A 13,654-nucleotide genomic window follows, 5' to 3' on the forward strand; every position below is an offset into this window, starting at 1 on the left:
GATGATAGTGTAGCATTTGCTATGTGAAAGTAGGACATTACCAGGCTTCAAATTTAGTCGAAGGACTTTAAACTAAATAAAAATAAGAAAATTGAAAAGAATTTTCTTGGTGACAATAGCGTTTTGGACCCACCTGACTCCATGCCGAACTCAGTAGTGAAACGAAACAGCGCCGATGATAGTGTAGCATTTGCTATGTGAAAGTAGGACATTACCAGGATTTAATTAAGAGAAACCCGTTACAGCAATGTAACGGGTTTTTTGCTGTTTGGGGTTTAATAAATAGCCAAGAGCCCAAATCGCACTCGGTAGTGGCCGCTCTCGTACATCCTGTACTTCACGGCATTCGTATTCCTATACATCAAACAAAACAGTTCGAGGGGAGCCCCGCGGAAGGCCGCCCCGACGCAAAGATAGTATCCCATGTGCTATGTGACTCTCCACTGCTGTGGGCACCATGACATTACCAAGCTTCAATTAAGAGAAACCCGTTACAGCAATGTAACGGGTTTTTTGTTGTCTGGGGTTTAGTAAATTGGCGTTAAGCATACCGAGTTCAGTAATAATACCAATCCTAAAGTGAGCTTACATAATACCGACCAACACAATGAAAGTATGCTATCAGCGATGTGACTTTTTATCCCTCGGGTATTCAAGTGAGTGGTGCAACGACTTTAATTAAGCGAAGCCTGTTGCAGTAAAGTGACGCTTTTTGTATTTTGAAATGAAGTAAATCAATTAAGTTACAATTTCAAGGTGAGCTTTACTAATTCGTATAATTAAAGGATCTAGTCTTAAGTAAGGTAATAATATAAACAACAAGGTTATATTATTTATCTCTGTCTAATAACTGATAACTTTAACCCTATAAGCGTCAGCTTTTCTATCAGGGGTTGATTAAATATTACAGCTAAAGAGTTTAAGGTTTGGTGAATAATAGCCTTATGTTTAGGTGATATAAATAGGTTATTGAATTTGCCAATTAGTGGTACTTATCATTAATTGTTTTTTCTTGTCGTTTGACCTCGCTTTAGAATGTTTATTGCGAATATAATTCACAATACAATTAATTTCATCTAACTAAACTAGCTCGTTTAATCTGAGGCATGGTAATATTTTCATTTAGCTAAATCTATTTGAGGTGCTAATTGCCGACTACAGATTACCAACGTGTATTAAATGAAATTACTCAAGAAGTCGCCCCTTTACTGTCTAAAGGGAAAGTAGCCGATTATATCCCTGCACTTGCTGAGGTTGACCCTGAGCAGTTTTCTATTGCCATATACACTACTGAGGGTGAAATCATTTGCGCAGGTGATTGTTCTCAGCGATTTACCATTCAATCAGTATCTAAAGTGATGACATTAACCATGGCGTTACAGCGTTATGGTGACGAACTTTGGAACAGGGTAGGTAAGGAGCCCTCTGGTACAGCGTTTAACTCGCTTACGCAACTTGAATTTGAAAAAGGTGTGCCGCGTAACCCATTCATAAATGCGGGTGCTATTGTTACTTGTGATGCGCTTTATAGCCGCTTGTCTGCACCTATGCACTCGATGCTCGAAACATTCAGGTTACTATCAGGTAATCGCGGCATTGTGATTGATAAAAAAGTGGCTAATTCTGAGTATGAATTTAGACACCGCAATGCTGCTATGGCGCATTTGATGAAATCGTTTGGTAATTTTGAGAATGACGTTGATGATGTGCTTTGGTCGTATTTCAACTTTTGCTCTATTGAGCTTAATTGTGTTGAACTCGCTAAGGCATATAGCTTTTTGGCAAATAGAGGAGTTGATCAGCCATCTGGTGAGCAGGTTTTAAGTAGTCGTCAAAATAAACAGCTTAATTCACTATTATTTACCAGTGGTTTATATGATGCTGCGGGTGATTTTGGGTATAGGGTCGGTATGCCAGGTAAATCAGGGGTATCAGGAACTATTCTTGCGGTATTACCTAATAAGTTTACAGTAGCCGTTTATTCCCCAGGGCTTAATTCGTTTGGTAACTCAGTGGCAGGAATAGCAGCATTAGAGCTGCTATCTAAAAAGCTTGATATTTCTATCTTTTAGAGAGATGAAGGGAGCTTATTGCTCCCAATATACTTGCTCTAAACAATCTTCACGTTCAGGTAAACCACGCGATAAGCGGGGAGAGTGCTGAACAAGTACTTCATAACTTGCTCTGTTTGCATATTTACTAATTTGTGCAAGAGATGAGTATGTAATAGCTTGTTGATCGTGCTTTGCTGAGTTAGCGACATTAAGCTTATGATAAACATTTGCTGATAAGTCATGAAGTACAGCAGCGAGTGCACAGTCGCCAGCGCCATTGGTATTTTTGATTGAGTCAGGTCCGCCCATAAAAGGAGCCGTATGGCTGTATGCTCTTATAGGGTTTTCGCAATCTGCTTTACGCATAGCGCGTGAAAATTCATAGCGATTAAAGTCTGCAATAGCACCAGGCAGTAGTGGGTATTCGGTTTCACGTTTAAAGCTGTCGTCAACATGGCCTGCCATGAATAGCCCTTTTTCACCTGCAGTGCATATAACAAGATCTACCCAATCTAGTGCTTTGTCTGCTGCTAAAAGCGGGTCTTCAAACCCTGTAATAGCGAAGCCTTCTTCTTCGTTCATAGCAAGAATATCTACATGCTTTTCAACAAAGTTTGCCCACCAAGCAGGGTCTTGCTCAATTAAGAATTTAGTGCCTAGTGTAAGAACAACAGGCACGCCAGCATCGTTAGCATATTTAACTGCTTGCATAGTCGCATCAGTCATAGTTTCGTCATCTTGTGTTCGCATAAGGTATGCACTAATGACTAAAGCCGATGAGTTTTCTATCAACGATTTATCTATTGATTCTGGACGAAGGTAATTCATTAAACCCGCACTGATTGCAAAGGTGCGTTCGCCCGTTTCGTCAATAAGAGTGAAACAACGGCCTATTGGACCATCAACAGGTTGTAAATAGTCTAAGTCTACACGGCTTGAGGTATTACATAAAAAGCGGTATGCGTAACTGCCAATTTTAATGTTTTCACTCATTACGCCTAATAAAACAGAGCGATCATCTGCAAGTACAGAATAGTTGTGCATTGTGTTACCAATGGTTCCACCTGCAAATTCATAATCAACCATGTCGTTTAATTTTAAGCGGTCGTAAAGAGCATTTGTTATGTCACTGTCTATAACTTGTGACATGCCTCTGCGTAGTTGAAACTCATCAAGGAAAGCTTGATCAACTTTTGCTTCTATATCAACAACTATTTGATCGATACCCGTAATATAGCTACGTTGTAATCTATCTGTTGCGTTAAGTTGATTAGTTAGTGGATCTTTGGCTTCCACTGGAAAATAATGTTTATGCCTGCGGCGTCCAGGAAATTTCATTCGCTACCCGTGTTGTGAGCTAAATAAAAAAAGCGAGAGATTATAACGTAAATCAGCGGCAGTGAGCCATTATTAACAGCTAAATAGTGTTTTATTTTTGCAATAAAGTAATCATTGCCGCGCTTTAGGATGTTAACTAGGTATAATTAAAGCATAAAACGTAATTTAAGAAGAAATAATGAACAAGCCATTTGACGACGCTTATTGGATGGAACAAGCGCTTTTGTATGCAAAACAAGCCGAGCAGCTTAATGAGATCCCAGTAGGTGCTGTTTTAGTAAAAGATAATCAACTTATAGCATCTGGATACAATCGTTCTATAATTGATAATGACCCTTCAGCTCATGCCGAAATGATTGCAGTACGAGAAGCTGGCAAAGCACTCAATAATTATCGCTTAATTGACTGCACGTTATATGTAACACTTGAGCCATGCTCTATGTGTGCAGGATTATTAGTGCATAGCAGAATAAAGCGTTTAGTATTTGGAGCTCCAGATGCAAAAACTGGTTCAGCTGGCTCTATTATGAATTTACTGCAGGAGCCAAGGCTTAACCATCAAGTTGAAGTTATTGGAGGGGTATTAGCCGATAAATGTGGTAACACTATATCTGAATTTTTTAAGCGAAGAAGGGCGCAAATTAAAGCAGCCAAGAAGGCTGCTCGTGGGGCTTAAAAAATATTATTAATTGCCCGCTGGTATAGTGTCTTGTGCTTCCATTTGTTGCATAGCAAACATACGGCGACGCCAAATTATTTTTTTGTGTAAACCACGTAACATGATACGACGACGTGTCGCCGTTGAATAAATAACGTTTCTTTTTAATTTTTGTGTGCGTCTACGTTTTAGCATGTGTTCTCCTAATGCGTGAGAGTGAGAAAGGCACAAGATATATCTTTGAAAAAATTGAAATATACAATTACCACACATTAGTGATCATTTAATGACAAGTAAACAGATATTTTAGTTACCCACTACTTTGAAGCCGTAAACTTTCATAATTAATAAGGCTCGCACTAATTCGTAATCCGCAATGGCGATTCATCTTGTTTTATATTGCTGTTGTCATCACGCTCTGTAGTGATATTTTCTTCGGTCATCGCATTGTTCTCATCAAGCCATACCAGCGCGTCGTAGTATCTGCGAATATTATCAACATATTTTACAGCCACATCGCCACGCGCATAGCCATAACGTGTATTACGGTAATATCGCTTTTTGATTAATAGCGGTAAGCGTTTTTTTACATCGGCCCATTTATCTGGGCTTGCCCCTTGTTGTTGGGTGATAATCCGCGCGTCGTTCACATGACCCCAACCAACATTATAGGCAGCCAAAGCAAGCCACGTTCTGTCTGGTTGAGGAATTCTGTCAGGAATACGGGTTATTAATTTGCTTAGATATTGAGCACCGCCACGAATATTCTGTTCAGGCTCGAGACGATTTGTTACACCAACTTGTTTAGCCGTACTGCGTGTAAGCATCATAATACCGCGAACTCCCGTTGGTGATTTAGCGCGAGGGTTCCACATCGACTCTTGGTAACTTAATGCTGCTAATAAACGCCAATCAAGATCTCCTGCATATTGTTCAAACCATGGCTGATATGTAGGTAACGTTTCTTTTATTGCTTCTATGTAAGCTAATGTATTTACGTAGTTAAACTGGCGTACATGACCAAAATATTTTTCTTCAAGTACATAAAGTTGATTGTTTTGTTTTACTTCACCAAAAAATGGCACGAGCAGCGCATATAAAGAATCATCTTTTGACTTGCGAAGTATCCAAGCAATTGGGTCATTATGACTTACTGAGAAGCCAATGCTTAAATTAGGGTGATACCGGCGAAATAACGAAAGAGTGTGGGAGTCAGCAAGGGTGTAGTCTATTTCACCATCTATAACCGCTTGTAAAAGTTCTTCTTCGTCAAATTCTTCACTTTCTATCCAGTTGAGTGATGGGTTGTTTTTTTGAGCTTTTTTCAGGGTAAGTGAGTGGCTACTTTTTGCAATAACCGTAAAATTCCCATCTAGATCGTCAAACTTACGAGGACGAACACGACCTTGTTTATATACTAATTTTTGACTGATTGTTCTGTAAGTTGGGCCATATCTGTATTGCTGCGCACGCGTTTTATTGTAAGTAAGTCCTGAAGCAATTAAGTCTAAGTCACCACTTTCAAGGCGATCAAACATATCAGATAAATTAAAAAAGGGGACTATTTCAAGCTCAACACCTAAGTAATCAGCAAAAGCCTGAGAAAGCTCATATTCAAAGCCTTGCTCGCCCTGAACTGCTTGATAATAATTGCTCGCACTTGCTAACGTGCCAACACGTATTTTGTTTTGCTCTTTGATGTGGGCAAGTTGAGTTGGCTGCTCTTGCATATTACATGCACATAACAGCATAACTAAAGTGATGATTATTATTAGCTTTTCTTTGAACATTGAGTGCCCCTTTAACACGCTAACACCCGTTATAACAAAACTTAGCCATTTCGTCACTTTCCCTTTTATTTTATTAGCTAAAACGGATTTTAAATAAAGCTAAAAAGTTAATTTTATGAAAAACTAAATTTGGAGTTAAATATGATGGCTAATTGGACTATAATGCGTGCCTAAAATATCGTTCAATCCCTAACCCCGGATGAAATTATCTATGTTGATCCTTCGTGGTGCACCAGCACTGTCAGAGTTCAGAGTTAATAAAATTTTAGCGCGTTGCAAACAATCGCAACTTCCAGTCACCAACGTATATGCCGAGTATGCTCATTTTGCCGATATAACATCGCCTTTGAGTGTTGATGAGCAAACCAAGCTTGAAAAGCTATTAACTTACGGTCCTACTATTGCCGAGCATACCCCAGCTGGCACATTAGTACTTGTTACACCTCGTCCTGGTACCATTTCGCCTTGGGCATCTAAAGCAACCGACATAGCGCATAACTGTGGCCTTAAACAGGTCCATCGTGTAGAGCGCGGTATTGCTTATTATATAGAAGGTGAACTAAGTGCAGAGCAACTTGCACAAGTAACGGCGTTATTACACGACCGTATGACTGAAGCAACTCATACTGAGCTTGAAGCAGCAGCGCAGTTATTCCGCAATGACTCGCCTCGCGAAATGTCATCAGTTGACATTTTAGGTGGCGGGCGCGAAGCATTGGCTGCGGCAAACGTTGAACAAGGTTTTGCGCTTGCTGATGACGAGATAGACTACTTAGTAGAAAACTTTAAAAAGTTAGGACGTAACCCTAACGACATCGAATTGTTTATGTTTGCGCAAGCAAACTCAGAGCATTGCCGTCATAAAATATTTAATGCTGATTGGACAATTGATGGTATTGAGCAGCCTAAATCGCTGTTTAAAATGATCAAAAATACATTTGAGCACAATCCTGAAAATGTGCTGTCGGCGTACAAAGATAACGCAGCAGTAATGAAGGGCTCAAAAGCGGGTCGTTTCTTCCCGAATGCGCAAGGTGAATATGCGTATCATCAAGAAGACATAGAAATTTTAATGAAGGTAGAAACCCATAACCACCCAACAGCTATAGCACCATTTTCAGGTGCGGCTACAGGCTCAGGTGGTGAAATTCGCGATGAAGGCGCAACAGGCCGCGGCTCTAAGCCAAAAGCGGGTTTAGTTGGCTTTACGGTTTCTAACTTACGTATTCCGGGTTACGAGCAACCGTGGGAAAGCGACTTTGGTAAACCTAATCGTATCGTAAATGCGCTTGATATTATGATGGACGGCCCTTTAGGTGGCGCGGCATTTAATAATGAGTTTGGACGTCCTAACTTATTAGGTTACTTCCGCACGTATGAAGAAAAAGTAACAAGCCACAATGGTGAAGAGGTACGTGGTTACCACAAACCAATTATGCTTGCCGGTGGCTTAGGTAATATTCGTGCTGATCATGTTCAAAAAGGCGAGATTCCAGTAGGCGCAAAACTAATTGCGCTAGGCGGCCCAGCTATGAACATTGGTTTAGGCGGTGGTGCAGCGTCAAGCATGGCATCGGGCCAATCAAACGAAGACTTAGACTTTGCGTCTGTACAACGTGAAAATCCTGAAATGGAACGTCGTTGCCAAGAAGTAATCGACAAGTGTTGGCAGTTAGGCGACGAAAACCCAATTGCATTTATACATGATGTAGGCGCAGGTGGTTTATCAAATGCGTTTCCTGAATTGGTAAACGATGGTGGCCGTGGTGGTAAATTCCAACTACGTGATATCCCTAATGATGAGCCTGGCATGGCACCACACGAAATTTGGTGTAATGAATCGCAAGAGCGCTATGTACTTGCTGTAAGTATTGAAGACTTTGACCGTTTTGAAGCAATTTGTAAGCGTGAACGTGCACAGTATGCAGTAATAGGTGAAGCCACAGAAGAGCGTCACTTAACTGTTGCCGACAGCCACTTTGATAACAGCCCTGTTGATTTGCCGCTTGATGTATTATTAGGTAAAGCACCTAAAATGCATCGCGATGTAACTTCAAAGCAAGTTACCGGTAAGGCAATTGACGCAGAGACGATTGATATAGCCGAGGCTGCTCAGCGTTTACTGCGCTTACCTACCATTGCAGAAAAAACATTCTTAATTACCATTGGCGATCGCTCGGTTACCGGTTTAGTAGCGCGGGATCAAATGGTGGGCCCTTGGCAAGTACCTGTTGCTAACTGTGCAGTTACCGCAGCAACGTACGACACTTACCACGGTGAAGCGATGTCACTGGGTGAGCGCACGCCGGCAGCATTATTAAATTATGGTGCCTCGGCGCGTTTGGCTGTGGCTGAGTCACTCACTAATATTGCTTGTGCAAACATTGGCAGCCTTGAGAACATTAAGCTATCTGCTAACTGGATGGCTGCAGCGGGTCACCCAGGTGAAGACGCAGGCCTTTACGAAGCCGTAAAAGCGGTAGGCGAAGAGCTTTGTCCTGCGCTTGGTTTAACTATACCTGTAGGTAAAGATTCTATGTCGATGAAAACGACATGGAAAAACGAAGACGATAGTGCTGAGCAATCAGTAACGTCGCCGTTATCGCTTATTATTACAGCCTTTGGCCGTGTTGACGACGTGCGTAAAACAGTAACGCCACAGTTACGCACTGATAAAGGCGATACATCACTTATTTTAGTTGACTTAGGCGCGGGCAAAAACCGCATGGGTGCATCAAGCCTTGCACAGGTTTATAAACAGCTTGGTGATGTTACACCAGATGTAGACAGCCCTGAGCTACTTAAAGGCTTTTACAATGCCATGCAAGCACTTGTCGCTGATAGCAAGTTACTTGCTTATCATGACCGCTCAGACGGTGGTTTATTTACTACTGTAACTGAAATGGCGTTTGCTGGGCACACCGGTGTGACTGTTGATTTAGCTGGTTTAACCGGGACAGACCTAGAAGCACTTTATAACGAAGAGCTTGGCGCGGTAATTCAAGTGGCTAACAGCGATTTAGATGCCGTAAATGCTGTATTTGAACAACACGGTGTAGCTGCAATTAGCCACGTAATTGGCTCGCTTAATAGCGACGATAGCATTGTATTTAACCGTGGTGAGCAAACAGTACTTAATCATACTCGTACTGAATTACGTACTATTTGGGCCGAAACAACGTACCAAATGCAAGCACGTCGTGATAACCCTGAGTGTGCTAAGCAAGAGTTTGACGCTAAATTTGATGCAAAAGATCCAGGCTTAAACGTAAAACTTAACTTTGACTTAAACGAAGATATAGCCGCACCTTACATTGCAACGGGCGCTAAGCCGCAAATGGCTATTTTACGTGAGCAAGGCGTTAACTCGCATTTAGAAATGGCTGCTGCGTTTAACCGTGCTGGTTTTGCCGCTGTTGATGTACACATGAGCGATATCCTCGAAGGGCGTTTAACCCTTGAGCAATTTAAAGGCTTAGTGGCATGTGGTGGTTTCTCTTATGGTGACGTATTAGGCGCCGGTGAAGGCTGGGCTAAGTCTATATTGTTTAACGATATGGCACGCGATCAGTTCCAAAACTTCTTCCACCGTGAAGACACCTTTAGCTTAGGTGTGTGTAATGGTTGCCAAATGTTATCAACGCTTAAAGAGCTAATTCCAGGTACTGAGCATTGGCCACGTTTTGTAACAAATAAGTCAGAGCGTTTTGAAGCTCGCTTTAGCTTAGTTGAAATACAAGAAAACCCATCTGTGTTCTTTAATGGTATGGCTGGGTCGCGTATGCCAATTGCTGTATCTCATGGTGAAGGCCATGCAGAATTTGCAAACGATGCCGCCACTAAAGCTGCGCTTGAAAGCGGCACTGTTGCGGTTAAATTTGTAGATAACTATGGTAACCCGACAACGCAATACCCGGCTAACCCGAATGGTTCACCAGAGGGTATTACCGGTATTACCTCTACTGATGGCCGTGCCACTGTAATGATGCCGCACCCTGAGCGTGTATTCCGCGCTGTTGCTAACTCGTGGCACCCAGATGAGTGGAAAGAGGATAGCCCATGGATGCGTATGTTCCGCAACGCACGTAAAAATGTAGGTTAAAAACGATATATACAAGTTAGATTCATAATCTAGCTGTAAAATAAAAAAGGCTGCACTGTGCAGCCTTTTTTGATTGCGTAGATTTAAAATTACGATAGTTTGTAAAGTATAAATAAAAGCTTATAAGGACAGTATGTTAAAGCGCGTTGGTTTAATTATGGGTGCTGTATTGCTAAGTATAGTTTTGCTTGGCTATGTATTTCGTTTGCCACTATTACAATGGGCTGTAGCGCCTGAACTTGAAAAAGCAGGTGTTACCTTAAGCTGCCTAGATTTTTCGCTTACGAGTAAGTTAAATGTGCACGTACAAAAAGCCTGTTTAAGTTACCAAAATCAAGAGCTTGCTCTTACAGGTATTACTGCTAATACTAAGCATGTTAAAGTTAAACACGCAGTACTTAATGTAAATCCATTCTCTAAAAGTAGTAAAACAAGCACTGCTGCCACAATTTTAGATTTAGCGCTTCCTGAAAAAAGGCCAACAATGACAGTTGAGCATTTAACTATACACAGTGCGTTTTTAAAGCGCCCGCTAATGCTAAATATTACCGAGCCCACGCTTAACCAGTTTGTAGTCAATGGTGATTTAAACGCAAGCGCAACGCTTTACAATAATAAGGTACAAGGTAAGCTTAAAGTTAATGATGGATTATTGAAGCAACTACTTAAAATAGATAATGACTTATTAAGTGGACTTAGCTTTAATGCAGCGCAAACATTTAGCTTTAACGGGGTAGAGGCAAGCCTTACTGGTGATTTACAAGCCCAGTATGACTATAAAATGCAAAGCTGTGATATAACATACAGCTCCAAAGGTGTGCTAAGTGCTACCTATAATTTAAATAGCCAAAACCTTGAGCTTGACCCAAGCACGCTTAAAAACAATGTAAAACTTAGTAATAACTGCCAATCTCTTATTCCTGAAAGTGCCTACAAGTCATTTGCTATAAAGCAGCTACCACTTAATTGGAAATGGGCTTTAGCTAAACCAATTAATTTTGCACATAACTACCTAACTTTACCGTTAATAACTTTCAAAAGCGCAGATCAAGCCAAGCAAAATATAGATATAACGTTTACAGATACGTTTATAAATACCGCTGCCCCGTTACTAAGCGCACGCACACAGCTAAAGGCACAGCTACATACAGATGAAATAGACGCTATAACGCTAAATACGCAGCTTGAAAACGCACAACTAAGTGGCAATTACGATATTGCGTTAACCGCTTTGCCTGAATTTTTACTGGCTGAGGCTAATAGTGTTAAAGCCAAAGGGGGCTTTACAGTTACTCAACTTATTGATTTTAAGCCCGTAGGTAACGCACATATTGAGTTTAGCTTTGATAGCGCAGCTGCTTATGGCAGCGCTCTTAAAGGCTACACAGGTAACCTTGAAGCAAGCATGAATGAAAAGCTCGATGCAAAAGTAACGCTTAAAAGTAAGCTTAAAAGCATGCAATACAACGAGTATAAGCTCACTGGTATAAATAATACCTTCAGTGCAAAGGCAAACTTAGGCGTGGGTGAGTTATTTGCTCATTTATCAGCGAATACTCAAATAAGTACACTGACAAGCCCTAGTATTGATTTAGAAAATATAAACGTAGATTCAAAAGGCTTGCAAAGCCGAGCGCTTAAAGCGTCTCATCATGTATTTGTAAACGGTATAAATCTGGTGGCGAATCACCATATTTCAAAAGTAGAACACCCGTTTGAAGTTATAGTCCCGCAGCAAAGTGTACTTTCGCTAAATTCAATTATTAGCCAATTTGAGCCGTTAGCTCAACTCACTCAAGGCGAGTTTAATGGGCGTATTAGTGGCGATGTTAACTTACAAAAAGCCAATTTTAATTTAACTATTGATGATACCAGCGCGCTTTATAACGATTACTTAGCTAACCAGTTTAGTACGCAACTTAGTGGGCAATATGATTCAGGGCAGCTTAATGTTGAGCCAACTACCTTTAACCTCAATGAATTAAGAGCTGGCGCAGTAGTTAATAATATCAACGGTAAAATAAAAGTGGTTAACAATAGCGCGCAGGCCTTTGATGTTGAAGGCGATATTTTTGGTGGTAAATTTTCTTTAGATAAATACACGCTTTTAAAGCAGCAGCAAACAGCTAATGTTACGTTTGAAAATGTTGATGCCAGTAAATTAATAACGCTTGACGATAAGTCGGGTATTACCCTAACAGGTAGGCTAAAAGGGTCGTTGCCGTTTTATTTTGATGACACAGGGGTTGAGGTAAAAAATGGCAGCCTAGCCAATCAAGGCCAAGGGAAGCTTATTATTAGCAATAACGCAGCGTTTGAGTCTGTTATTCAACAGCAACAAGAATTACAACCTGTACTGGGCTTACTTAAAAACCTTGATATACAAAAACTTAATAGTACAGTAGCACTTAAAAGTGATGGTTGGTTAAATTTAGGTGTTAACTTACACGGCTTTAATGAGCCACAGCAGCAGCAAGTTAATTTTAACTATAACCACGAAGAAAACGTGTTTACGCTACTAAGAGCGCTAAGATTAAGTGACGAAATAACACAAAAAGTTGAGCAGCAATATTCTCAAAAAGGAAACTAATGATGAAAAATTCGTTAAGCATTAAGGCAATCATAGCCCTTGCTGCTATTAGCGCATTAAGCGCATGTACACACAGAGTAGAAGTAGCAGCTAAAGAGCCAATAACTATCAACCTTAATGTAAAGGTTGATCACGAAATTCGTGTGAAGGTAGATAAAGAACTCGATACCTTGTTCAGTGACGACAGCGAATTATTTTAGGAGCTAAATGATGACTATAAAAAATAAATTAAGTTTTGCCACTTTAATTGGTGCAGTGTGTATGTCGTTTTCGGCGTGGGCGATTAGTTTAGATGATGCTAAAAGCCAAGGGTTAGTGGGTGAGAACAGTTCGGGTTATTTAGGCTTAGTAGTACAAAATAGCGAAGCTAAAGCTGTTGTTGAAGAAATTAACGCAAAGCGTAAAGCTCAGTATTTAAAACTAGCTAAAAAGAACAATTTATCGCTCGCACAAGTAGAAGCACTCGCAGCGGCTAAAACAATCGAAAAAACTCAAAGTGGTCATTATGTTGAAGTAAATGGCAGCTGGGTTAAAAAGTAATACAAACAGCTAAACAGATAAAACCGAGCGTTTAGGCGTTCGGTTTTTTTATGCCTTCTAAAAGTTGCTGCCAAAAGTCGATGCCTTTTCGCCTTGCAAGTTTAATGTTGTGCTCTGGAATAGATTCTGGCTCGTTATAGTTATCAAGCGCTTCGCTCATACTCAGTTCGCGAATTAAATGTAATGTAGGGTAGGGAGCTCGGTTTGTGTAATTTGCGGCATCATCTTCGTCGCTGTCGGCAAATACGTAGTCAGGGTGGAAATTAGCAATTTGATATTTACCTTCAAAGCCTTGTGCAACCAGTAGCGCATTGGCTAAATCAACTAAATCTAAAAAGTCTTCAAAATCGCTAAAGCCCTTATCAAACAATATTAATGTGGTTTCGCGCTCTGGATTTTGATCAAGCTGTGTGCATTGCTCAAGCATATCCATTACGGCATCATCAATTTTTACTGCTGGACTAAGTACATAATGAATGCAGTTGTTCTCAACTTCTTTGCGGGCAAATGGGCAAAAGTTATATTTTACAATAACAGACGATACCCACTCACGGGTTTGAGTAATAGCTAAATTGGTCATGC

General features: G+C 40.7%; 10 protein-coding genes and 1 rRNA gene. 7 read left to right on the forward strand and 4 right to left on the reverse strand.

Annotated elements, in window-relative coordinates:
- Positions 1 to 105 precede the first annotated feature (105 nt).
- Both rrf and glsB read left to right on the forward strand, forming a co-directional pair.
- Positions 106 to 220 (forward strand): 5S ribosomal RNA (gene rrf / locus ACFI34_RS10210).
- Positions 221 to 1,148: 928 nt separating this feature from the next.
- Positions 1,149 to 2,072, forward strand: coding sequence for a glutaminase B (gene glsB / locus ACFI34_RS10215; protein WP_462673400.1), 924 nt, complete (start codon positions 1,149 to 1,151; stop codon positions 2,070 to 2,072).
- Positions 2,073 to 2,087: 15 nt separating this feature from the next.
- On the opposite strand, the gene ACFI34_RS10220 is transcribed toward glsB, so the two are convergent.
- On the reverse strand, positions 2,088 to 3,392 hold the full coding sequence (locus ACFI34_RS10220) for an inosine/guanosine kinase (RefSeq protein WP_010556927.1): 1,305 nt from the start codon (positions 3,390 to 3,392) through the stop codon (positions 2,088 to 2,090).
- Positions 3,393 to 3,570: 178 nt separating this feature from the next.
- Between ACFI34_RS10220 and tadA the strand changes: the two genes are divergently transcribed.
- The gene (gene tadA / locus ACFI34_RS10225; protein ID WP_462673401.1) at positions 3,571 to 4,068 is read left to right on the forward strand and encodes a tRNA adenosine(34) deaminase TadA; all 498 of its coding nucleotides are present in this window, start codon (positions 3,571 to 3,573) and stop codon (positions 4,066 to 4,068) included.
- Between the two features lie 9 nt (positions 4,069 to 4,077).
- On the opposite strand, the gene ACFI34_RS10230 is transcribed toward tadA, so the two are convergent.
- The gene (locus ACFI34_RS10230; protein WP_006791597.1) at positions 4,078 to 4,245 is read right to left on the reverse strand and encodes a hypothetical protein; all 168 of its coding nucleotides are present in this window, start codon (positions 4,243 to 4,245) and stop codon (positions 4,078 to 4,080) included.
- Between the two features lie 164 nt (positions 4,246 to 4,409).
- Complete coding sequence (mltF, locus tag ACFI34_RS10235) at positions 4,410 to 5,840, reverse strand: membrane-bound lytic murein transglycosylase MltF (RefSeq protein ID WP_462673402.1); 1,431 nt, start codon at positions 5,838 to 5,840, stop codon at positions 4,410 to 4,412.
- A 211-nt stretch (positions 5,841 to 6,051) separates the two neighbouring features.
- Here mltF and purL point away from each other — a divergent pair, with 211 nt between their 5' ends.
- The 4 genes from purL (at position 6,052) to ACFI34_RS10255 (ending at position 13,072) form a co-directional block, all read left to right on the forward strand.
- Complete coding sequence (purL, locus tag ACFI34_RS10240; protein WP_462673403.1) at positions 6,052 to 9,942, forward strand: phosphoribosylformylglycinamidine synthase; 3,891 nt, start codon at positions 6,052 to 6,054, stop codon at positions 9,940 to 9,942.
- Positions 9,943 to 10,075: 133 nt separating this feature from the next.
- Complete coding sequence (locus tag ACFI34_RS10245; RefSeq protein ID WP_462673404.1) at positions 10,076 to 12,532, forward strand: intermembrane phospholipid transport YdbH family protein; 2,457 nt, start codon at positions 10,076 to 10,078, stop codon at positions 12,530 to 12,532.
- A 2-nt stretch (positions 12,533 to 12,534) separates the two neighbouring features.
- Positions 12,535 to 12,732: a YnbE family lipoprotein gene (locus ACFI34_RS10250; RefSeq protein WP_010556932.1), complete on the forward strand. Its 198-nt coding sequence runs from the start codon at positions 12,535 to 12,537 to the stop codon at positions 12,730 to 12,732.
- Positions 12,733 to 12,742: 10 nt separating this feature from the next.
- Positions 12,743 to 13,072: a YdbL family probable chaperone protein gene (locus ACFI34_RS10255; RefSeq protein ID WP_462673554.1), complete on the forward strand. Its 330-nt coding sequence runs from the start codon at positions 12,743 to 12,745 to the stop codon at positions 13,070 to 13,072.
- 31 nt (positions 13,073 to 13,103) lie between these two features.
- Here the strand turns inward: ACFI34_RS10255 and ACFI34_RS10260 are convergent, their stop codons facing one another.
- Positions 13,104 to 13,652, reverse strand: coding sequence for a DUF1415 domain-containing protein (locus ACFI34_RS10260; RefSeq protein WP_462673405.1), 549 nt, complete (start codon positions 13,650 to 13,652; stop codon positions 13,104 to 13,106).
- Between the last annotated feature and the right edge of the window lie 2 nt (positions 13,653 to 13,654).

The sequence above is a fragment of the Pseudoalteromonas sp. PSi26 genome (assembly GCF_054960575.1).